This is a genomic window from Psychrobacter sp. AOP5-GZ1-6, assembly GCF_052376345.1.
Lineage (GTDB): Bacteria > Pseudomonadota > Gammaproteobacteria > Pseudomonadales > Moraxellaceae > Psychrobacter.
In genome coordinates this window covers 31,229-53,211 of record NZ_JBQSVP010000002.1, presented here as the reverse complement: position 1 = coordinate 53,211, position 21,983 = coordinate 31,229, and the positions used below count along the sequence as shown (strand labels likewise).

Below are 21,983 nucleotides of genomic sequence, written 5' to 3'. Positions count from 1 at the left end.
AAGTGCGATAATTGAGTGACTTAACACACATACAGGCACTCAATTATGACTACCCTAAATTACGATGCTAACGGCTTTATCGTTGGCATTAATCGCATGAAGGACGGGATTGATAACGTCCATGATGATACGCAAGAGATCATTCAGATACTCAAGAGCCAAAACCAAATTGGCAACACACGAATGCGAGAGCTTACCCGCGCTGTTAAATCCGCAAACTATCGTAGCGAATCACAAGCCAGCGCAAGCATAAGTCGCACGCGCTCAAGCTCGCTCGATAGACGCCCGCGTATATCCTCTTCAGCTAGTACCGATGGCACCAATAACCGTAATAGCAATAGATCATCTAGCGGTTCAGCTAGTCGCTCAACGATTAGCCGTGCCAGCTCAAGCGCAGCTGATCGTGGTAGCAATTCATCCGGCTCAAGTAATCGCAGTACAAGCTCAAGCAACAACTCACCCGATAATGCTCGACGTGAGCGTGATGCCAATGGGCGCTTTATATCGGATGGTAGTAATAGCAAAAGAGGTTTTGGCTTGCCTGGTGGTGGTATGGGCGGCTTTGGTAGCGATGTTAGCGGCATGGACCCGATGCTTGATAGTATTAGAGAGGCTAAAGAGCTGCTATCTCCTATCGGACGCGCTGGCAAGCTTGCCGGACGTGCCGCTAAATTTAGTTGGTCAAAGTTTAAATCGATGAAGCGCCGCGAACCATTGTCTAATGATGAGACGCGGCACAATCGTGAGAATGAGAAGTTATTAGATAAAATATGGAAGGCGATTAAAAAGCAAGGCAGTGGTGGTTCTGGTGGCGGCTTACTGGGTGGCTTACTGGGTGGCGGTGGTCGCAACAGACGCGGTGGTCGTGGTCGTCGCGGGCTTCTTGGTAGACTAGGCGGGTTAGGTGGCGGCTTAGTAAGAGGATTGGGTAGAAAGCTACCTTATATTGGGGCAGCGATTGGGGCAGGTTCGCTTGCTATGGATTGGGACGGCCTCAATCACAAGGAGAAGAGCGCAGGTGTGGGCGGTGTTGCTGGTGGTGCTGGCGGCGCATTGGCAGGGGCAGCAGCAGGCGCGACCATAGGTTCGGTTGTGCCAGTTATTGGCACGGCTATTGGTGGCATTATTGGCGGTGGTGTTGGTTACTGGCTTGGTAGCGGTGCAGGTGAAGCATTAGGCGCAGCGGCATCCCCTTATATTGAGGATTGGACGAACTCTATTACTGCTTATAACTTGCCTAAGAAAATGAGTGATAAGTGGAATGATGGTATTAAGCCTTTCTTTAGTCGTATGGATGAGATGGCTGGCAAGATGAGCGCATGGATCGATCAGCAAATGACGGACATGGGTAACGGCGTGTCTGCTACTGGCGCGGGGCTTGCTGAAGCGCTGGGGCTTGCTGATTTAGGATCGGTTGCAGAAAAATACGAGTCAGGCGGCCGCGGCGTTGGTACCGTATCGACTGGCGCGGGTGATCATGGCGGTGTGTCTTATGGCACGCACCAGTTATCATCAAAAACCGGTACCATGGCGGCGTTCTTAAAAAGTCCGGATGGCCAAAAGTTTGCCGGTGAATTTGCGGGCTTGTCGGCCGGATCAGCAGCGTTTAACACCAAGTATAAAGACGTGGCCAATCGCCGCGGTGATGAGTTTAAGAAATCGCAGCAAGACTACATTACTCGAACGCATTACATGCCAGCCAAGAAAATTGCGGAGGAATATGGTTTTGACACCAAAAATCGCGGTATTCAGGAGGCTATCTACTCACATTCAACGCAATACGGCGCGAACCATAAGTCACGGTTTAAGCGGGTATCAGAATCAGGCGTTGATATGAGCGATAACGAGGCCGTGTTAAAGGCGCTTTATGCAGACAAAGAACGTTACGTTGATAGCGACTTTAAAAGCAGCTCGGCAAACGTAAGAGCTGGCGTTCGAAAACGTATTAAGAGCGAGAAAGCGGACGTATTGGCTATCGCTAAAGTGTCGGACGTTAAAAACGCGGTGGCAGATACCGTCACGCAAAAACAGCCAGCCAGTAAAGAGGCTGATAAATCGCTGGCAGGTAAGGCCAAAAACAATAGCAGTGCGCTGGGCGTAAGTATGGGCAGTATGGTTCCTGAAAAGACCAAGAAGGCGAATATTGCTAATAGCAGCTTTAGTGAAAATAAGCCTATGATTTTCAACTCAAGCACGCCCGCTGGCAGCAATACAGGCTATGCACCTGCTAACATGCCAGCTTCGCCTGTCCTTAAAATACCTGCCGCGCCTAAGATCAAAGAGCGTCTAGACAGCGGCGGCAGCAATAAACCTGTTATATTGCAATCAAGTAATGATACAATTAATCAAAATTTGTCGGATAGGGGATTAGCACATGCAGTTACAGGCGGGTTTGGTCAAGATCGTATGTGGGGTTAGTTTGCTGGCAGGTTTATGCTTGCCAGCACAAGCCGCTAACTATTGCGATAACGCTTACTATCAAAACGACCTTAATGAGTGCACCGCAACTCATTTATCGGTCGAAGATCGCCAATTGAATAAGTCATATGGCAAATTACAGGATTTATTGGATAGCAATGAGAAAAATCAATTAAAATTGGCGCAACGGGCATGGATTGACTTTAGAGATAAATCTTGCAAGTTTTCTGCAAGACACCTTAAGGGTGGTAGTGCTTATACAATGGAGCATAACAGTTGTTTGATAAATTACACACACCAAAGGCGTATTGAGTTGGATAATGAGATTTCCAATATCCTAAGGTAAAACAACCAACCGTTACGAAAGGTGTTTTTGTATGAGATAACAAAATATTTTAGTAAAAACTGGTATTGCGACAGGCTTATCATTGAGCTTGTTCACGCCAGCGCTGGCAAGTGATGACTACAACTGTATGCAGTTAATGTATGAGCACGGACTTGCTACGTCAGCGCAGCTACATTGTGGATATAATACTTATAGCGATGCTATTATTGAAGATGCGGGTAAATGTATGGCGTTGGCTGGCAGGTTTGGTAAAGGAACTCAGTTAGAGAATGCCTTAAAAGAAGGTATCGCTGATTTTCAGAATCAATACAACGAGGCGGATAATAAGAAGCGTATGTGTGCTGATTTTGCAGACGAGTTTTCTTTTATAGTAAGGCCTTAATCAAAATTAGTTGAATGGCATTTAGATAGTATTCACTTATATTTATCAAAGGTATTTATGATGGCAAAAAACTCTAGAAGATCACAAGGGCGACACTTACTTAGTACATCGAGCCAAAGAAAAACTTATTTCTATGTGCGTAATGGTCTTTCTTTTCTGGCTGGTGTTGGTTTTTATCACTGGTCAAAGGAGATTCTGGGCGGTGCTTTTGCAATGGTACTGGCAATTGTTGTTGCATTCATTTTCTATAGATTCATTGCTCATTATATTGCTATTGTTATAGTAGGTATTGAGGAATTTCTAGGTGGATAACCTTTAGTTAAACACGAAAAACCCACCAATCAATCGGTGGGTTTTTTTTCGTCTTCTAAAAGTTCGTTGAGTAAAACCCCGTATTTTGATTTCAATCCTTTTGGAATCTTATCAAAATTAGAGTTAACAGCCTCAGTGTATAAGCGGCGTAGCTCTCTATTCTCTGTACTCAAAGCTACCAGCTCGCCAGCCATATCTTGTAGCTTCTCGCTAAACTCGTTGGTATTTGTCACGCCTGCAAAGCTATCTTCCAGTCTAGTCGTAAGTTCAGACGTAATAGAGCGCCCATTAGCTGTCGCTGAGTATTCTAATTTATCCTTTAGCTCTTTAGGCATTCGAAAGTTTACTTGCACTATCTCGTTTTCACTCATACCTATCTACCTGCATTTTTTATAAACATTATAAAGCATAATGCTTGCTTTTCAATAAAGCATTATGCTTTAATGGTTCTGCTTTAATATTAAAGCATAAATAAGGATTGGTAATGAAGAAAAAAGACAAGCAGGTTAACTTTAGAGTACGCGCTGAGTTGCTGGAATGGTTGAAAGAGCATGCTATCAAAAACCATCGATCAATTACCGCGCAGTTAAATATGATAATTGAAAAGGAGAAGGACAGTAATGCTACCACTTGAATTGGTATCAATAGAAAATGAAGTACCTAAAACAACCTCACTGGTCGTTGCTAAGTTTTTTGGCAAGCGTCATTCTGATGTGTTGAGGGCGATAACCAAGCTTGATTGTTCAGAAGAGTTTAGTCAACGAAATTTTGCGTTAGTAATAGAATCAATGACTTACACCGACAGCAAAGGAGTCTATCAAAACAAAGATACAAAAAGAACCGATCATTATAGTATGACCAAAGACGGCTTAATGTTTTTGGTTATGGGTTTTACAGGTAAGCAAGCCGCTAAACTAAAGGAGGCTTATATCAATGAATTTAATCGTATGAGCGAGATTCTTAACCAGCGTCAAAGCAGCCTAATGTATCAATACAATAAAGTGTCTATCGCTTATGATACAGCCTCTAAAAACGCTAGTGATGCAGGAAGGGCATTAGCAGTGCTAGGCAAGCAAGTTAAACCTGATTTGCAGGAGCGCTTAGATAAGCTAGAAAAGCAAATGCAGTTAGTACTAAATTTTGGACAAGAAAAAGCAGATACCACCCACAAAGATGTATCTGCCAACTTACTAATCAAAGGAAACTAATATGAACAATTTAACCTTTAACGACGTTAATTTTAACCCAGTTGAACAGAATGGTCAAATATGGCTAACGTCTAAAGAAATAGCCAAAGCACTAGGTTATAAAAACTCAACATCAATAAACAAGTTGTATAACGCTAATGCAGATGAATTTAGCGATAACCTGAGTCAGGTTATCGAGACAACCGTATCGGTGGTCTCGTCGAAAACAAAGGGTTTGCGAGCAAAAATACGCATTTTCTCCCTTCGAGGCTGCCACTTACTCGCAATGTTCGCCCGTACCGATATCGCTAAGCAGTTTCGTAAGTGGGTGCTTGACATTCTCGATAAAGAGGTTGGTGCTCCAGCACAAGCACCAAATCAATTATCCACAACAGTAGACCGCAAGCCATTGGTTGATGCCGTAAACATGCACTGCAAGAAAAGCGGTGCTATCTATAGCGATATTTGGAAGATGGTTCATCAGCGCTTCAATGTTGACGATGTTGAATGCTTAACGGTTGAACAAGTACCGCAAGCCGTTGAGTATATTCACAGCTACTCATTAAAAGCGACCATGCCAGCAACCCCTATCAGTAGCTTCACTCATAATCAATACATTATGAATGTTAAAGGCGAGATAATGGACTATGTTGACATGCTGCGGAAAATAGTTGTTGCGGGCGGCAATACACTGCCAAAATACCCAGAGTTTGATACAGAGGAAATATGCCAGGCCTTTATTGTTAGTATGATTAGACATAACCGCATGATGCTGAATTTTGACCACAACGGAAAACCAGTCGTTGGGTTCATCCCTGATGAACATGCGGTTGTGAGTAGTGAGAGTATTGCTAGTGTCGTACAATTTGCAGATAAAAAGCAGTTGCCTAGCATTATCAATGAAGCTGTTAAGCGATTAGGGCAATAACGATAAATTAACGACTAGGAACACCCCAGCCAGCACCACAGCAAAGCCCCTTAAACTAAGTATATTAACTATGCTTACTTAAGGGGCTTTTTTCATGGCTAAGAAAACAAAACTGATTACTTATAACTTGAGTGATCGTGGTCGCTCAAAAGATATCGGTACAGATAGATCAGACGTAAGCGTTCAGTCGATGGTTGATAACATCAACTCAAGCCGCACACAAGAGCTGGTCAATAGCGGTGATATGTACGGCTATTATGGCCATGAGTTGCGTGGACGTTTCGGTATGAATCCGCCAGACGTTTGGGTAAACCCTAATACTAATGAAACAATCCGCATTGAACCAGCTATCCGCACTATCAAGTTATCGGCTGATAATAGTGGCAATGTCTCAACGCAGCATGAGTTTTTAGACACTGATAGCGGTAAATACTCAGAGCGCCTATATGCCAACAAAGTAGGCGGCTTTTCTAGTGCTGTCATGCGCAAACGTGGCGCTGGCGGGTTGTATGATGTCACAGGCTTTTACGGCTATGACTTTGTGCGCCAGCCAAACTACAACACCAATCGCGGTGACGGACTTTTTGACGCGCTATTCATCGAGCAAGAGGATGGTGAATTTGCATTTGATAGTGTCGCTGGCATGACCTCGCAGCAATCCGCTATCAAGTCAGCATTAGAGACAGCCATTGTCCACCAGTACGACAGTATCTTAACGGCTATTCAGTCGGACGCTATGATTAATCACTACCAGAATGAAGTGGTCGCCGCTCAAGAAGAGGCGATTAATCGTGAGTTGCGTCAAAAGAACATCCAAGCCAAACGTGCCAGCCGCAAAGAAGTGCTATTTGACAACCTTGTCTGCCCGTCAGTGCCATTTAGTGAGATTGCCGCCCAATGGGACAGCTTTAACGATCAAGGTACTAGCGACAAAGATTTACGCACTACTGAGAGCGCTAAAAAAACGCACTTGGATAGCGAGCGTAAGACTGAGCGTGTTTTCTTATTTGGTAAGCGCTAAGGGGTGGGTATGAGCAACAACAGACTACTATCACCCCTTGAGTCTATGCAAATGGCGTGGGGCATGGTGCTACGCGACTTTAGGCAATGGTGTTCGCCTTCTGGTCAAAAGTCTATCCGTGACTGGAAAACGCGCCGCATTGAGGGCGCTATCATCGTTTCAAAGACGGGCATGATAGATGACGCTGAGGCCATGCTAAAAGCGGTGCAGCAAAACGAAAACGCTAAGGCGATGGGCGATACCACCAATAGCGGCACCTCTGTATATCTACCCATGATGGTGACAGCCATTAGTGCTATTGAGTCACCACCTGAGCGTGACATTGTGCAGCCTAACGCCAACTGGCTAAATGTCATCGTGCCAGCGGACCCATTGCAGCGTGTGGTGCAACTTCGTACCGCTGCTATTGCTTATCGCTGTCAAATTGCCTTTTTTGCCGCTGATCCTCACGCCGCCTCATCCATTGCCAAGCAGTTTGTAAACTTTTGGACACATGAGGGCAAGCGTAGTTTTGACGTGGCTTATGAGCTTGGTTTTGCTGGCACGTCTATTGTCAAAGACAAATGGAACTTTAAGGTCGTTGAAAACACGCTTTATCCTGACAAAATCGATGTCGGCATTAAAAACATTCATGGTGCTACGGTTGATTGTGTGGTCGTAGGACTTGAGCCTACGGTGGTTGGCTTAGGTCATCTTGACGACGATATAACGGACACGGGAGAGCCAGACGGAAGTATTCCACCAGGCTTGCCACCAGTGCAAGGCCATCGTGACCCACCAGAGTCGCTAAATGGCGTGGTTATTGAGGCTGATGTGATTGACAAAGCCGCTGGCAGGCATACGCGGGTTAATGCTGATCCTGACACTGGGGTTATTACTCAGAGTGAGGTTAAAGACTGATTATGACCAACACGCCAGCCAAGCCCACCAATCCCAACCTAGTTACTATTGACGCACGAGCCGCAAGCTATGACGGTGATCCGGTGCGCATACTTGCAGTGACATCGGCTGACAGTGGCAAAATATTAGTCGCCAAGCAAGATCACTGGAAGGATCAGCCAAAAGCCAAAGAGAATACGATTGTCGTTACTGATACGCCTAATCTTTTTGGACATTGGGGCATGGCGTTTAATGAGAAGGAGCAGATGAGTACGGTTATGAGTGCTTACAAGGCGGCTAATGCAGCAGGTCTTTTAAGCATTGATGACTCGCTGGCACGTTATGATCCAAAAAATGTTATCCAGACGCGCAAGTTTGACGAGCGCGGGCGTGCCCTTGACTTTGACAGCATGGGGATGAATAACGGGCATATCGCGGTACTTCTTGCTATTTGGGCAGCAAGACAGGCACATGGGGGTTATGTTATTACACGCCAGCCTAGTGACGATGGTGAACCGCTAGAGGATGATGATGACAGTGAGTTTGAAATGATGCCGTTTAGCATCTAAGGCTTTTTAGTGATTGAGAATCTATATGAGCTACCAGAGTGGCGTGAGGTATGTAAGCGGTATCGCTATGACATAACACGCTTTGCCGTCGAAGCGTTAGGAATGACTTATGCCAATGGTCAGGGCGTAACCCCGCAGCAAGAAACGCTTTTTAAGTCGATTGTCGTGCCTGGCAGTCGAACCACTGTGGCGTCTGGTCATGGTACAGGTAAATCTAGGTCGGCTGGCATCGTCGCTTTATGGCATCTGCTGTTTTATCCTGAATCAGTCATGCTATTCACAGCACCGCAAATTGGACAGCTACGCACAGTCGTATGGAAAGAGATTAATATCTGTTTGCAGCGACTCAAGAATAATCCCGCAGTTGGCTGGCTTGCTGATTTTGTGGTGGTGCTCGCTGAAAAAATCTACATTAAAAACTTTAAAGATACGTGGTTTGTGTTCGCTAAAACCGCGCCTAAACACTCGCCAACCAATATCGCTGGTCAGCATGGCGATTACTACATGGTATGGGGTGATGAAGCGGCTGGTATTGATGACGAGGTGATGGAGGTTGTCATCGGTGCATTGACGCATGAGAATAACCGCGCCGTACTCACAAGCCAGCCCGCTACTAGCACAGGGTTTTTCTACGATACGCACCACACATTAAGCCTCACTGGTGGCGGTATATGGGTAAACCTCATATTCAACGGTGAAAAGTCGCCACTGGTCAGTAAAACAAAATTGGTTGAGGCGTTATATCAATATGGCAGCCGCGATCACCCAGGCTATTTGATTCGCATACGTGGTATATTCCCCGAACTCAAAGGCAAATACTTACTCACTCGTACTGAGATCACTAATATGCTGGCACGTAAGCCAGTCGTGACTGAGGATGACGAGTACGGTTATATTGTGACAGTCGATGTGGGCGGTGACGTTGGACGAGATCATAGCGTTATCACGGTGATGAAAGTTGTTGATAAAGACTATAACGGGCGTATTGAGCGTCATGTCCATGTGGCTGATATACCGCTGTTTAGCAATCGCGCTAATATCAATGAGCTAAAAGCCAATATTTATAGCGTCATGGCTGAGTATGCAGGGGCAACGCTAGTTATTGATCCAATGGGTGCTGGCATGGGATTGTGTCAGCTACTCAAGTCTGAAGGCTTGTACTTTGAAACGGTCAACTGGGGCGTGCCTTGTTTTAACAATAACTTGAAAGCGCTTTACTTTAATAAACGTGCTCATGCCTATGTCTCAATGGCAAAATCGGTTGAGCGCGGTATCTTTAGCGTGAGTGATAAGGTGCGTGCTCAGTACCAGATGATTAAGGATATGGAAACGCAAATGAGCCGCTTACCGTACTTCTTTGATGAGCGTTCACGCTGGGGCATTGTCAGTAAAAAAGACATGGCAAAAGACGGCATCACCTCACCCGATTTAGCAGATACTTTTGCGTTTGGCTTTATGGAGCGGATTAGTTATTCACCAGTCAACAAGGCGGAGTTTGTCGGTAGCGTGAAGGATAAAGAGCAATGGGAGGATTTAAACGAGCTGGCAGCTATGCTTTAGCTATGAATGTCTGTTATAATTATTGTGCTAGCAGATTGTATCGAGCAGGGGTTCCTATTTGATGTGCACAGCATGAAACTAGCTGACTAACAAAGGTTCGCGTAAGGCGTAAACTAGGTTGTGTAGCTCAGTCGGTAGAGCAATTACCATCGTATAATGTGGCGTTGGTTCGAGTCCAACCACAATCGCAAAGCCCATCTATTAATTTAGGTGGGTTTTTTAATGTCTAAAGTTGGTCTAAAGTTAGACGTGAATGTCTAAATTACACCGCAAGCTACACCTCGATGTCTAAAGTTATCTCACATCATTTTGTGTTTTCTCGCTGATTAAAAGACGTTTATACACCCATAAAGCAACGTCTTACGACCTATATCAATAGGTCTATCGCACACTGGAACACCACCCACCGTACTTGCCGGCACACGTTAAACTAATACTCATTACTATACTGATTATTGGATTAAAACAATGGCAGACCCTATTATTTTTACGATCACCGAGGCTGGCAAGCAAGCCGCCTTCGCTGCTAATGCAGATTCAGCACAACTCAAAATCAATCTAACACAAGTAGCAGTCGGCACCAAAAAGCGCGCCGTGACAGGCAATGAGACCGCACTCACGACTGAGTTTAAGCGCGGTAGTATTGTGTCAGGGGATGTTGAGGCTCAAAGCAATACCTTGCGCTTTACCAGCTCGATGACGGCGAATGTTATAACCGATATTTACGAGATTGGCTTGATGACCGATGACAACGTATTGTTTGCGATTGCAGGCTCGAATGCTGCGCCTTTGTTTAGCTTGCACCCTGATGTCACTTTTGTTATTGCCCTTGGCTTGTCGCTAGATGATATTGATGCCAGTAATATAACAGTCACCACCGATACCAATGGGGCGCTATCCATTGTAATGATGGAGAATCATTTAGCCGCGCCAGATCCTCACCCGCAATACTTGAATAAAAACCGTTTCCAACTTGCGATGCGTGCGCTTTACCCGATGGGTTATCAGTACCATTCACATGAGCCAGTCAATCCTAAGCCTATCTTTGATGACATTCTTGGCTTAGATACCGCTTGGCGTCGAGTTACGGGCAAGATCTTTGTGTCGTCAGATCCTAGTGATCCATTTATTAATACTTACGGCCTTGTTTTAGGTCAAAAAGGCATGACAGAGGTACTAGCCAGCGGCGCACGCCCTCACGTCTACCCATTGCAAACAACACATACGTTTGAGCGCTACAATCCAGACGATGTTATTGCGACAGTATGGAATGTAAAAGCCAGTAAGACCTCGATTAATGAAGGCGGTGCAGTGCGATTTACGGTAACGGCTAACAATCTACCAGACGGTCAAATACTTAACTGGTCGGTAAAAGAGGGTGCTTTAAACGGCAGTAATAACGATATAACAAGTCCAGATAAAACCGATAGCGGCACGGTCATACTCAGAAACGGGCAAGCGGTCATCGACTTTACTACTACGCCCGACGATAACGTGGCAGAACCGCAAAAGCACGTTCGACTAACGGTGGGCGCACCAGCCAACCTATCAATAAACGTGCCAGTCAATGACGCTGGACATAATGAGACAGCCCTACATATAACGCAAAGCACCACCAATGGTATTGATCTGGCTGAGTATTACAAACAGCAAAGCGGCTCATACCCAACAGCAACCGATAAGGTGCGTTTTATTGTTGATGCTGGCGTGGACATTGTAGCGCCTAATACGAGCACGCCAGCCATGATAGAGGGTAGTAACTGGACTAGCGGCGCTGAGATTGTTGTGGAAAATAGAGGTCGTATTTTAGGGCGTGGCGGTGATGGTGGTATGGGGGCAGTCACCCTTATTGATATCTATAATCGCAATAGTTTCAGTTTCTCAGTATCGGATGTGGCTACAGCGGGCAAAAACGGCGGCACAGCCATTAAGGGTAGTATCGAGGTCGATAATTATGGCGTTATTGCTGGCGGCGGTGGCGGCGGTGGCGGTGGTGGTGCTTGGAGTTACAATGAGGTTGAAGGAGAAGGTTCCGCTATAGTGGGTCATCAAAACGGTACAGCGTCAGGTGGCGGTGCGCCTTATGGCTTAGCGACTCTTAACGCGGGTTCAGCAGAATGGTTTTTAGCTGATAATAGAAACCCTGATTTAAACCTAATTAAATCAGCGCTTGAGGCTATGCCTAATAACGCTACCATCAAAATAAAACCCAGTGCTGAAGTGCCTTCCGTAATTTTAGAGAGCACCAGTCAATCCGTAGTCACCCTAGAAAACTTCAATTTTCGCCCAGCACTCAAAGTACCAACAACACTCCCCAAGGCTGTATCAGCCATCCCTAACGGGGAGGTTTATGATTTATATAAATCGGATATTGATTCAGATACACAAGACAGGGTATTTTTTCAATACATTTGGCCTGATTCAGTGTATGAGCGCTACAATTTATCAGGGCTTTGCAAAAGAGCACTTAACGGTGGCGTTACGTCAGGTGGTGTGGGTGGGTACAGCGTAGGCACGTATTGGCCGTTCCATTTTTATAAAGCCAGCGTTAGGCCTAACCTATCTAAATCGCGGGGTGGTAAAGGTGGTGATATTGGTGAAAATGGTGAAAATGGCATAATTGAATCTTTGATCGTGCAAGATACAATTATGCAGCCGCCAACTTTCCGACTTTTCCCGAAGCCCGAGACAACCGATAGTAACTATAAGGAGTCTTCACCAGCCAGCGGCGGCCTAGCAGGTTACATAAAAGAAGGTAGCGTGACCATCAATAACCTATCAGGCGGCACAACCAAAGGGCGCTAACATGCTAACCAATATCTACCTAAACGCCGTCCGATCTCACGTTGACCTTCTGGTCAGGCGTGGGCGTACCGACAAGCTCATTATCTGGGACGTGGGGCGTGACGAGATACACGACCCAACGCTAATCGCTTACCGTGCTTATGGCAACCGTGATAATGCAGATGTCGTCATGCTATGCGCTGGCACGAATAGAGTAGGTGAGGCGTTACCCAATCGCCGCATCTACTTGCCATTACCCGCCAGCCTAGCGCAAATCAAGCGTACTTACACCAATAGCGGACTGATAGACGGGGTAATTAATGGCTGAACCTACCAACTATCTAAGCGAAGAGCGCGAGGACAGCACAAGCTGGCAAGATCGTAAAACCAATGCCATGACGCTTGACGAGCTTAGACAGTGGCGATTGCGTACTGGTAAAAGCGTGGGCGATCAGCGTAAACATGCCAGCACTCATAACAAGTACCTCAAAGAAACGATGCAGGATATCGAGGCTGGCAAGCGGCTAAATAATCGCCAACTTGCCTCGCTTATCAAGTCCGCAAAAAGCCGTGCTGGTATCAGTGCCAGCGAGCTACTTGAGTTCACATTAGGCGATACCAAGCGTAATAACGAGCTTAAGAAAACCATGAACGCGGCGGTGCTTGATGCCTACCTTGCCAATGTCAAAGCCGCATCAAGCAAATTTTTAGGCGGCATAACCCCAACCGATGTTATCAATCAATCAAGGCGTGAAGATATCAACCGCGCCAATACTCAGATATTTCTAGCCAGCGTTTTTAAGCGCCAGGGTAACATAATTAAGTTTGTTACTAATGCCGGTATTGGTAGCCCAGACACGCATCATTATGTCTCAGTGCAATTACTAGATTATCCTGAGCTACTACTAGGCCGTACCCGTGCGCCTAGTGTGGTCGATGTCAAAAAAGCGGTCATTGATGGTAAGATTAACTTTGATTGCGATTGTGGCCGTCACCGCTACTGGTATCGCTACCTTGCCACTGTGGGCAAATATAACTTTGGCATAGACGAGAACCGCTACCCCTCAACTCGCAACCCTAAATTAACGGGCGTGGCTTGCAAGCATGTCTTGCGAGTCATGAAGCACTTGACCAGTCCGCACATGATTGCCAAGGTGAAAGGGTACGCCACGGACGATATTGCCAAGGCCAGCAACAAGATCAAGCCTCACCGTCAAACGTCTAAGCAATTAGAGCGTGAAGCAGCAAGGCAGACCGAGGCGCTTAACAACTGGAATGGTCGCCTTCACTGGTCTAAAAAGATTAAGCAAGCAGCAATTAAGGCTGAGAAACAGATCAAGGCTGAGCAAAAACGCGCGCAAGCTAAGTCACCCAATCAGCCGACACAAGCAGAACGAGCCAGCTACCAGTACGCGAAAGGGCAGATAGGCAAAAAAGGCGTGCCAGACAACTTTAAAGAGATATATCAAACCGAGATTAATACCTATCAAGGTAAGTGGGGTAATACGTGAGTTTAAGAATAGAAAACGAGCTGGTCGCAAGCGGGCAAGCGCTCACCAATCGCATCATTACCTTGCGTAGTCAGTCGGTGATACCTGTTTTTGCCTTCAGGCGTGTGGTATTGCCAGTCAACACTGGTGATGATAGCCGTGATTTTGTCACCTGGTCAGGACTTGGTACAGTGAGCGACAGCGATGAGCACGCCATTGATTATGAGCCACTAGGCCATGCCATGGTATTGATACTTGATAGCTTAGGCGGTGCGTTTCACGATGGCGGTATGTTTGTCACCAGTGAGGAGTTGTCTTCAATGGCACTCGTTGAGCCTTACGACATATCGCTAGAAGGTGATGATCGCATTAAACTTAAGCCAAACTGGACGCCAGAGAAGGGCGACTTGTTTTGTTTTATGCTCAACAATCACAAGGAATATCACGAGGTTACAGGCATCATGGGGCAGTCGATGCTGGCAAGTCATGGCAAAAAATACGCCTTAGCGCAGCGCTTTGATTTAAACTATCTTGATGCGTTTGATGAAGAAGACGTGGCGGATGTGGCAGTGCCTTATGAGTAGCTAATAGCCTTTGTCTGTATGGCTTTATGTAAAAACATACCCTTATATTAAAAATATAGGGGTTTATTTCTAATACACACCCCTATATTTATGTTATATTATGGCATTAATTGCTAATGTAAAGGGGTGTCGAGTGTCACAAAACGAAATTATTATCAATCAGTCTCTTATTAATGAGATTGCTAGACTAAACAGTAAAATAGAAGAGCTGGAGTCTATCGTTAGAATTAACAACAAGCCTACGCTCTATAATTCAGCTAATGATGAGGTTAGCCACATAAAGGATAGTGTGAGAGTTGGTCAGAACTGGTTATGTCTAAACCCTGGAAAAATATATCATTCTGGTACTGGTAGGTGCGAAAGCGAGCCGCCTTTTATCATGACTGTGGATAAAATTGACGTATCTTTGCGCGGTGATATGTACCGTCAACATAGTACGATGCGAGGCCATGTCCAAATGCCTAAAAACATGGCTGATTGGGTGGCGATGCTACCTGATGAAAGTAAAGAACAGTGCTTAAAGCGCGTTAATGCTGAGCGCGAAATTATGTTGGCTGACCCTAGGTTTAACGAGCCTATAGATTACTTGATGAGCGACTGGAATAGAACGTGTTTAAATGCCGCGGGTGTCTATACAATCAAAGACTTGGTTGCCAGAAATCAAGAATGGTTAGGTATGCAGGATAGTATCGGCACTAAATCCCTAAGAGCTATAGAGTCTAAAATGAACGAGCAAGGCTTGTACTTTGGGATGTTAAAAGCAGTCCCAGAAACAGACAGTTAGTAGCAGACACAAAAAAGCCCCATGCGCTACCTACTAAAGAATCGCATGAGGCTGTCAATCCCAAACTAAAGGAAATTAACATGAGTATAGTATCATTAAGTTTTAACAATGTCGATTTGACGGCAGTAGATAATGGCGATAGTCAAACATGGTTTACAGCCAAGCAATTAGCCGAGGCACTAGGTTATGCTGATGATAGGGCAGTATCTCGCATCTACAATAAGCATAATGACGAGTTTACACCAAGTATGGCAGCACTGGTCAATACGACCACGCCGTTGAAAACACTGGGCTTGGCGACAAAAACCCGCGTATTTTCATTAAGAGGTTGCCACCTAATAGCTATGTTTGCACGAAGCAAAGTAGCTAAGGACTTTAGGGTTTGGGTGCTAGACTTGATAGAGGGCGACATTGCGAGTAAAAAATTACCACTTAGCGTCCAACAGTCGCTAGATGCGGTTTATGCAATCCGCGCTATTGAATCCGATAAGGCTAGCGGTCACGGCTATGGTTTAAACAAATGGAAAGGCGATAAAATGGTGTATGACGACGCTATCAATACCATTATGGAGTGCATACAGCCGCAACTGCCAAACCTAGATGACAAGTAAGTCTTACGCTGGCAAGTATGAATGATGCTTGCCAGCACTTAATAGCAGATGATAAGCGAGTAATGACATGATAGATAGAAATAACGAACAACTAGATATATATAATGGTGGTTATCACGCTGTACTGGTCAAACCCATTAATAGCAATCATGGTCAAGAGTGTACGCAATTAAGCTTTAACATCCCTGACTACCCAGATCAATCATTCATGTTGAGTCGAGATGACATACCGTCATTTATTGATTATCTGCAAGCCTTTCATGACAGCAATAAGTCGACAAGCGAGTGATGATATGAGTACAGACCCAAGGATAAAGATGCCGCCTTACGAGATAGGGCCAGTCAATACCTACCTGACTCAAGAGCGAATCAGGTTTTATGAAATGCGCACGACGCAAATAGTTGCCACGCTTACCAAGGATGGCAGGCTAAAAGAGCTTGATCCGCTTATTGGCACCGATAACTTTGAAATACCTGAAAATATAAAAGAGCTGGCTATTCGCGAGTTTAGCCAAGCGCTAAAATATCATGGCTTTGATGTCAAAAGCACCAACCAAGACTATTTAGAAATCACTAAGGGCGGGTTTAACATGCGCCTAGACACTAAGGATCAAGTGCCGTTTAGCGATGTGACTCTACATCAAATAAATATGGTATATAAAAACTTCATAGATGAGCAGCTTGATACTTGCCAGCGTACTAAAGATATGATTATTAGTAGCTTAGGTCAGGCGCGGAGATTCACTCAGAAGGACGCTGCTTTATTTAGTCGTTCCATGCAGCGCGATATGGAAGCTAAAGCGAAGAGTGTCAAAACCTATTTAGTGTACAATCCAAATAACAACCTATATAAAATAGGGGTGTCTGAAAACCCTAGCAAGTCGGTTTCTTTGTTGCGATATATAGAAGGCAGTAATTTAGAAATACTATATGTGGTTAACGAAGATTTAGAGTCAGACCTTCGCAAAAGATTTGCTATTCATTGTCATGCTGGCGAGTGGTTCACTGATGAGGGTGGCTCCATGCAAGCTTACTTCAAAGAGATGTCAGAAAAGGTGATTTCTAATGACTAGACACTACACAGAATACAACGACACGATCAGGCTAAGACAGCGCGATATAGGCGATATTATCTCAAAAAGCCGTCAGACGGGCTGCAAGCATTATATGCACGTAACCCTAGCTGAGCGTCGCGTATGGGTAGGCTTTAACGAGGCGTTTGAGTCTGGTATTGACCGCCTATATGCTTTGTACTACAAGATACCGACGGCAGACGATGATATTAGGTTGTGTGTAGGTTTATGGGCTAAATCACCATCGCATAGAGCGATCGAGTGGCAATTAAGAAGTATTAGCACCTCCCCCGAGCCAGTAGTAGGTCCTCAAGATGCTTATGACTTATTACAGCGCGGGCATGAAAGCCGCTACCTGGAAATGGCGCTGCCCACCTACGTATCAAAAAGTAAATTTATCGAACCACTAGATTTTATTAGCGAGTAATTTATGAAAACTGGCATTAGTGAAATTTGGAATTTCGGCAATGAGATACCTAGAAGCTTTGGGCTTGTTGAGGTTAATTCTAGTAATTACGCAAGAATCAAAGCCGCTAAAAGGCTTGATGTTATCTATCACGAGATAACCGACACACTTTTATTTGGTGATAATGTGGTTATAATTAATGAAAGCGTTGCCGATGACATGACTATGTATCGTGAAAACTTTTTGCCAGCACCACGACAGCAAGGTGACTTCAATCTATTTTATAGTCCAATACCGCCGCCCATCCGACCCATTAAGTATGAAATATTACCTATGATGTAAACCAGTAGCCAACCATCAAGCCAGCCTAACCGCTGGCTTTTTGCTGTATGGAACACCCCTAAACGAGCCGTTTGGCTAGGCATTACTATAAGCATATCAGTATTGGTATTTATATTAGTAATCACCTGACCAACCCAACCGTATAGGATTATCCCCATGCAAGAGAAACAAGCACGAGAGTTAAACGATGCCGCCCATAAAGAGGTGCAAGCCACGCGCGGTATCATGCACATCTTCACCAATAAAGCGAATGCGGGTCAAGAAGTCGCCGCGTTTGACTCTATGCTAGCTCAGAACGAACACTCTGATCGCAGTGTAGGCTTTAGCAAGCTACCTTCTTCTATGCAGCGTATGCTTAGCCATTCCGTCATTAAAGATCACCCTGAAGCGATTTTTGATGGTATCAGTGAGGGTATCATTGAGTATAAGCGCCGTAATGGTGGTGAAGAGCCGTCAGCTTATGTTGTGGCCGCCGCATTAGCAACTGCTGCTATGCCTTTTGGTGGTGCTGACCAGTACGATTCAACCGTAGAACCTACTTTTGATAGCTTGTCACTAGGTCATCACGAAGCGTTATCAGTCGTGCCAGCCGCAACACAAGTGGTTATCACTTATGGTATCGCTAACAGCTTGCCGCTAGTGTCTATGCTACCTAACCCTATGGGATCAAACGAGCTACCTATCGTATTCGGTACGGCGGTAGCTGGCATGAACATGGGCGTTATGCGTAAAGGCGACGCGATGGACGGTGACAAGGCGGGTATGCCTTACACTGAAAACCGTCATATCTTAACGATGGACAAAGGTGCTACTGGTGCGTTTAGCTTAACCTCGCATGTGGCCTACACTGCCAGCGTTAAAGCGGATAAGACTACCCAGTTTAAAGTTGATACCTCATCTACCAAAGCGCCATTCTTGGGTGGCCGTGTTTCGGTATTTGTAAAAGGTATTAAGATTGGTAGCGACGAAAGCCGTCGTCATCCAACAACTTCTGGTATCAGCACCCTTCAGCCGATTGATGAGATTACTATTGGCTCCGATACTTATATCTTAACCAGCGCAACCGCTGATCTTGATACTCACGAAGTTAAAGTACAGTTCGATATCTCTGCTGGTGCTGAGCCTGCTGAAGACGACGTAACGGTTGAATTATTCTTTGACTATGAGCGTAAAGACGACAATGGCAATCAGATTTTACGTGAGCCATCAATCGACATGGAATTTGGTCATCGTTCAATCTACGCCTTCCCAAGCCGTTCGCGCTCAGTCGCTACTATCGATGCGATCACCCAGCTTATGAATGAGCTTGGTTTATCTTGGTTCGGTGCAGTACAAACTATCGCCATGCAGAAACAGTATTTTGAGCAGACGGGTCGCTTACTTCGTACCGCTATCAATATGTGTCTGTCTAACCAAGACCCTGAAACTGGCCGTGTGGTGACGTTTGACTTCACCAAAGGCGGCGTATCACCGACTAATATCGCTGATGCTTTTGCCAACATTAACATCACTCTTGGTATGGCGCGCACTCGCTTGTCAACGGCTATTAACTTAGCGGTCGGCGGTTATGACTTGTATGTCTCAGATCGCGGGCAAGCATTCTTCTCAGGCTTAAGTGGTGAGAACTACACATCAACAGGTCAGAGTGCAGGCGATCAAACCAGCATCTACCGTATCGGTACACTAAAAACCAGCGGTGCTAACGTCTATTATGTGCCTAAGTCTATGGGCGTATTTAATGAGACGGGTTCATCTACCACGGCTCATGCTTTACTGGTGCCACGCGCTATCAGTCCAGCACAAGCACCGTTTGTTGGTATGGTTGCTGTACCGCCAATGGTTATGACTTCTAATGGTAACGCTTACGAGAAAGACGTGGCTATCTATAGCCGTACTGCTGCTGAAACGAACCCAATCCCTCGTTTTGCCAACCAGTTCATGCTTATTGAGATGATTAACTTGCCAGCGCTTTAAGCCGCTAGTAAGCAGTAAAACGGTATAGCCACTAAAACCTTGTTGTCATAGCTGGCAGCAAGGTTTTTTAACTAAATACATTAAGATTTATTACCCATTACAAGGATCAACCTCATGTCAGAAGCAAAGGCGCTACCCGACAATATCAAGGCGTTTGAACAAAGCCCTGAATTTAAAAAAGTGTACGACAACAACACTGTAGACAAGCTTGAAATGCAGCTTATAGAGGCCGACGTTGAGTTCTTGAGCGCAGACAATAAAGCCGCCCTAGTGTGGCGCTTACTTGACCATCAAGGCACGCTTGAGAGTGACAATGACACAGAAACTAAAGACGATACTAAAGAAGTTGTTAATGGCGCTCAGACTACTGATAGCAGCGCTGATGACGATACTAGCGTTGATACTGATACTGGTGGTAACGGCGGTGGCGATAGCAATACTAGCAACTCTAATGAATCAGTAACCTCAATCAACAAAGGCGATAGCAATGAAAATGCACAGACGGTTCAAGATGATACTAGCGATGAGCATGGCGCTCAGGTCAATGGTGAAGCAAACGCCGATACCATCTCCGATAGCGCAAGCACGGACGACAGTGAAAAGTCTAATGGAGTGGCTGACGCTGCCGACAGTGATGCGCCGTCGAATACTGGTAACAGCAATGACATTAGCGCAAACGAAGTTAACCAGTCAGCAAAAACAGATAGTAACCCAGCCGTCGATGGCTCAGCACCCGATAACAAAACGACTTCCGAAGCGCCCGTAAGCGAAGCTGAGTTTGTGGAAGTTAAAAACAATGGCGGCTTTAATATGCTAGAGCCTGCTACTAGCACGCTGGTTAAGGCTGGCGAGATCACTAAGATTTACATCAAAGGCTATGCCACTAAAGATCAGGTATTGCGCAATATTGCTCAATACAATCATACACGCGGCGAAAAATTGACCGTCACCAACTAAGCGCCATTTTATTGAGTGGCTGCTGGCTTGTGGTCACTCACTATAATTAGCTATTTCACTTTAAGGATTTATCATGATTGAGAGTAATATTTTAGGCGCAGCGGTTGGCATCCAAAACCAAGGCGTTATAGATAAAAGCGAGGGCACAGCATTGCCTTCTACCGTTAATGGCGTGATCGCTGGCAAGTTTAAGCGTGGACGCATGGATAAACCATTTAAAGTGACCGCCAGCAATTACAAAGCGCTGCTAGGCCATGACCCATCTAATCCCAGTTATTTAGCCGTTGAGGACGCGTTTAAGCGAGGGATTAGCGAGGTAAGTATCTTGCGTACTGGTGGCATAGGTGATGCGGCTATTAAATGCGTCGCAAACTTTGCAGAAATGTCGCTACCGTCGTTCGACCGCGAAGTAGTGCCCGATTATTTTGTGACAGTGAGTCGCAATGGCGGTGAATTTAAGACTTATAAATTACCCCCTTCCAGCGAGGGCGCAGACTTTTTTGCAGAAACCCTTTTTGACTCAAGTGGGAAAAAAATCGTGTTTTTTGATTACCCCCATGGGGCGGTGCAGTTGACTGATTCCAACAAAGGAGCTATATGCGGCATTGATAGCGAGGGTATGATTTTAACGCCCGACCAAGGCGTCATTAACTTAATGGATTTAGAATTGTTTAGCGGCGGCCATAACTTAATGGATTTAGAATTGTTTAGCGGCGGCCATAGAAAAATCACACCGCCTTACGTTCTAACCAAGCAGCATAACTGGCTAACCTTTAAGCCGACAGACGGCGTTAGCCCCGAACACGATATGTTTTCCAGCATGATAGGCGGTGATAGCGGCGCGTCCACGCTAACCATTCATAGTTGCGCGGTGATAGAAGAATATAACGACCCTAATGTCTGTACGCCAACCTTTTTTACAATGAAAGACGATGTTAATAATAGCCCGATGATAATTGGCGATGTTCATGCAAAATATCGCATTAACGGTGAGCCTTGGCAGCTTTACACCGCGCCAGCTAGCGAATGGAACTCAGTTTATGAGTTTCTTAATTCAATATTCCACAATGATTGGCCGATGTTCAATATCGATGGTGGTGGTGGGCATGGGGCGTTTAATAGGTCTTATCAAGGCTTAAGGTCTTATCAAGGCTTAGACCTTTATGGTGCTGAAAGTGCGCCGCCATTCACTCGCGACCAACTTAGCGTGGTAAGCCCGACACCTCACACGATTGAATTTGCAGTGACCGAAAACAGTAATAATGACCTTGTGTATCTTGCGTTTGGCCAAGATATTACAATGAAGTCATGCGCTATAGGGAATTGGGAAGGGTATTAACCGTTCGGAACACCGCTAAAACCACAAACCAAACCAA

25 protein-coding genes and 1 pseudogene are annotated in these 21,983 nt (G+C 45.4%); 25 read left to right on the top strand and 1 reads right to left on the bottom strand.

Going from position 1 to position 21,983, the window contains the following annotated elements; all coding sequences use genetic code 11:
• The first annotated feature begins 45 nt into the window (after positions 1 to 45).
• The 4 genes from ACT3RN_RS00705 (at position 46) to ACT3RN_RS00690 (ending at position 3,458) form a co-directional block, all read left to right on the top strand.
• The gene (locus ACT3RN_RS00705; RefSeq protein ID WP_444518370.1) at positions 46 to 2,418 is read left to right on the top strand and encodes a VgrG-related protein; all 2,373 of its coding nucleotides are present in this window, start codon (positions 46 to 48) and stop codon (positions 2,416 to 2,418) included.
• Positions 2,375 to 2,764 carry a lysozyme inhibitor LprI family protein gene (locus ACT3RN_RS00700; RefSeq protein WP_444518369.1) on the top strand — a complete coding sequence of 130 codons (390 nt, stop codon included), beginning with the start codon at positions 2,375 to 2,377 and terminating at the stop codon, positions 2,762 to 2,764. Before ACT3RN_RS00705 ends, ACT3RN_RS00700 begins: the two co-directional genes overlap by 44 nt.
• An 82-nt stretch (positions 2,765 to 2,846) precedes the next feature.
• Entirely contained in the window at positions 2,847 to 3,146 is a 300-nt protein-coding gene (locus tag ACT3RN_RS00695) for a hypothetical protein (protein ID WP_444518368.1), read from the top strand.
• Between the two features lie 60 nt (positions 3,147 to 3,206).
• Positions 3,207 to 3,458 carry a hypothetical protein gene (locus ACT3RN_RS00690; RefSeq protein WP_444518367.1) on the top strand — a complete coding sequence of 84 codons (252 nt, stop codon included), beginning with the start codon at positions 3,207 to 3,209 and terminating at the stop codon, positions 3,456 to 3,458.
• 29 nt (positions 3,459 to 3,487) lie between these two features.
• Here the strand turns inward: ACT3RN_RS00690 and ACT3RN_RS00685 are convergent, their stop codons facing one another.
• Complete coding sequence (locus tag ACT3RN_RS00685; protein WP_444518366.1) at positions 3,488 to 3,829, bottom strand: Arc family DNA-binding protein; 342 nt, start codon at positions 3,827 to 3,829, stop codon at positions 3,488 to 3,490.
• A 113-nt stretch (positions 3,830 to 3,942) separates the two neighbouring features.
• Between ACT3RN_RS00685 and ACT3RN_RS00680 the strand changes: the two genes are divergently transcribed.
• The 21 genes and pseudogenes from ACT3RN_RS00680 to ACT3RN_RS00580 all read left to right on the top strand — a co-directional run bounded on the left by ACT3RN_RS00680 (position 3,943) and on the right by ACT3RN_RS00580 (position 21,946).
• Positions 3,943 to 4,092: an Arc family DNA-binding protein gene (locus ACT3RN_RS00680; RefSeq protein WP_444518365.1), complete on the top strand. Its 150-nt coding sequence runs from the start codon at positions 3,943 to 3,945 to the stop codon at positions 4,090 to 4,092.
• Entirely contained in the window at positions 4,079 to 4,666 is a 588-nt protein-coding gene (locus tag ACT3RN_RS00675) for a Rha family transcriptional regulator (protein ID WP_444518364.1), read from the top strand. The genes ACT3RN_RS00680 and ACT3RN_RS00675 overlap by 14 nt, the downstream gene beginning before the upstream one ends.
• Position 4,667: 1 nt before the next feature.
• A complete protein-coding gene (locus tag ACT3RN_RS00670; protein ID WP_444518363.1) occupies positions 4,668 to 5,573 on the top strand; it encodes a BRO-N domain-containing protein in 906 nt (301 codons plus the stop codon).
• 94 nt (positions 5,574 to 5,667) lie between these two features.
• Positions 5,668 to 6,594 carry a hypothetical protein gene (locus ACT3RN_RS00665; RefSeq protein ID WP_444518362.1) on the top strand — a complete coding sequence of 309 codons (927 nt, stop codon included), beginning with the start codon at positions 5,668 to 5,670 and terminating at the stop codon, positions 6,592 to 6,594.
• 9 nt (positions 6,595 to 6,603) lie between these two features.
• On the top strand, positions 6,604 to 7,494 hold the full coding sequence (locus ACT3RN_RS00660; RefSeq protein ID WP_444518361.1) for a hypothetical protein: 891 nt from the start codon (positions 6,604 to 6,606) through the stop codon (positions 7,492 to 7,494).
• 2 nt (positions 7,495 to 7,496) lie between these two features.
• The gene (locus tag ACT3RN_RS00655) at positions 7,497 to 8,042 is read left to right on the top strand and encodes a hypothetical protein (RefSeq protein WP_225739047.1); all 546 of its coding nucleotides are present in this window, start codon (positions 7,497 to 7,499) and stop codon (positions 8,040 to 8,042) included.
• A 9-nt stretch (positions 8,043 to 8,051) separates the two neighbouring features.
• Positions 8,052 to 9,602 carry a hypothetical protein gene (locus ACT3RN_RS00650; RefSeq protein ID WP_444518360.1) on the top strand — a complete coding sequence of 517 codons (1,551 nt, stop codon included), beginning with the start codon at positions 8,052 to 8,054 and terminating at the stop codon, positions 9,600 to 9,602.
• A gap of 116 nt (positions 9,603 to 9,718) precedes the next feature.
• Positions 9,719 to 9,790 (top strand): annotated as a pseudogene (locus tag ACT3RN_RS00645).
• Positions 9,791 to 10,070: 280 nt separating this feature from the next.
• Complete coding sequence (locus tag ACT3RN_RS00640) at positions 10,071 to 12,407, top strand: hypothetical protein (RefSeq protein ID WP_444518359.1); 2,337 nt, start codon at positions 10,071 to 10,073, stop codon at positions 12,405 to 12,407.
• Position 12,408: 1 nt separating this feature from the next.
• Positions 12,409 to 12,714 carry a hypothetical protein gene (locus tag ACT3RN_RS00635; protein WP_192518083.1) on the top strand — a complete coding sequence of 102 codons (306 nt, stop codon included), beginning with the start codon at positions 12,409 to 12,411 and terminating at the stop codon, positions 12,712 to 12,714.
• Complete coding sequence (locus ACT3RN_RS00630) at positions 12,707 to 13,897, top strand: hypothetical protein (RefSeq protein ID WP_444518358.1); 1,191 nt, start codon at positions 12,707 to 12,709, stop codon at positions 13,895 to 13,897. Before ACT3RN_RS00635 ends, ACT3RN_RS00630 begins: the two co-directional genes overlap by 8 nt.
• Positions 13,894 to 14,460 carry a hypothetical protein gene (locus ACT3RN_RS00625; RefSeq protein WP_444518357.1) on the top strand — a complete coding sequence of 189 codons (567 nt, stop codon included), beginning with the start codon at positions 13,894 to 13,896 and terminating at the stop codon, positions 14,458 to 14,460. Before ACT3RN_RS00630 ends, ACT3RN_RS00625 begins: the two co-directional genes overlap by 4 nt.
• Before the next feature lie 133 nt (positions 14,461 to 14,593).
• Positions 14,594 to 15,244 carry a hypothetical protein gene (locus ACT3RN_RS00620; protein WP_444518356.1) on the top strand — a complete coding sequence of 217 codons (651 nt, stop codon included), beginning with the start codon at positions 14,594 to 14,596 and terminating at the stop codon, positions 15,242 to 15,244.
• A gap of 80 nt (positions 15,245 to 15,324) precedes the next feature.
• Positions 15,325 to 15,855, top strand: a complete 531-nt coding sequence (locus ACT3RN_RS00615) for a BRO-N domain-containing protein (RefSeq protein WP_444518355.1) — start codon at positions 15,325 to 15,327, stop codon at positions 15,853 to 15,855.
• A 67-nt stretch (positions 15,856 to 15,922) separates the two neighbouring features.
• Positions 15,923 to 16,144: a hypothetical protein gene (locus ACT3RN_RS00610; RefSeq protein ID WP_444518354.1), complete on the top strand. Its 222-nt coding sequence runs from the start codon at positions 15,923 to 15,925 to the stop codon at positions 16,142 to 16,144.
• A gap of 4 nt (positions 16,145 to 16,148) precedes the next feature.
• Complete coding sequence (locus ACT3RN_RS00605) at positions 16,149 to 16,928, top strand: hypothetical protein (RefSeq protein ID WP_444518353.1); 780 nt, start codon at positions 16,149 to 16,151, stop codon at positions 16,926 to 16,928.
• Complete coding sequence (locus ACT3RN_RS00600) at positions 16,921 to 17,355, top strand: hypothetical protein (protein ID WP_444518352.1); 435 nt, start codon at positions 16,921 to 16,923, stop codon at positions 17,353 to 17,355. Before ACT3RN_RS00605 ends, ACT3RN_RS00600 begins: the two co-directional genes overlap by 8 nt.
• Positions 17,356 to 17,358: 3 nt before the next feature.
• Positions 17,359 to 17,676: a hypothetical protein gene (locus ACT3RN_RS00595; protein ID WP_444518351.1), complete on the top strand. Its 318-nt coding sequence runs from the start codon at positions 17,359 to 17,361 to the stop codon at positions 17,674 to 17,676.
• A 156-nt stretch (positions 17,677 to 17,832) separates the two neighbouring features.
• Positions 17,833 to 19,650, top strand: a complete 1,818-nt coding sequence (locus tag ACT3RN_RS00590; protein ID WP_444518350.1) for a hypothetical protein — start codon at positions 17,833 to 17,835, stop codon at positions 19,648 to 19,650.
• A 114-nt stretch (positions 19,651 to 19,764) separates the two neighbouring features.
• Complete coding sequence (locus ACT3RN_RS00585) at positions 19,765 to 20,607, top strand: hypothetical protein (protein WP_444518349.1); 843 nt, start codon at positions 19,765 to 19,767, stop codon at positions 20,605 to 20,607.
• A 73-nt stretch (positions 20,608 to 20,680) separates the two neighbouring features.
• The gene (locus ACT3RN_RS00580) at positions 20,681 to 21,946 is read left to right on the top strand and encodes a hypothetical protein (RefSeq protein WP_444518348.1); all 1,266 of its coding nucleotides are present in this window, start codon (positions 20,681 to 20,683) and stop codon (positions 21,944 to 21,946) included.
• Positions 21,947 to 21,983: the final 37 nt, after the last annotated feature.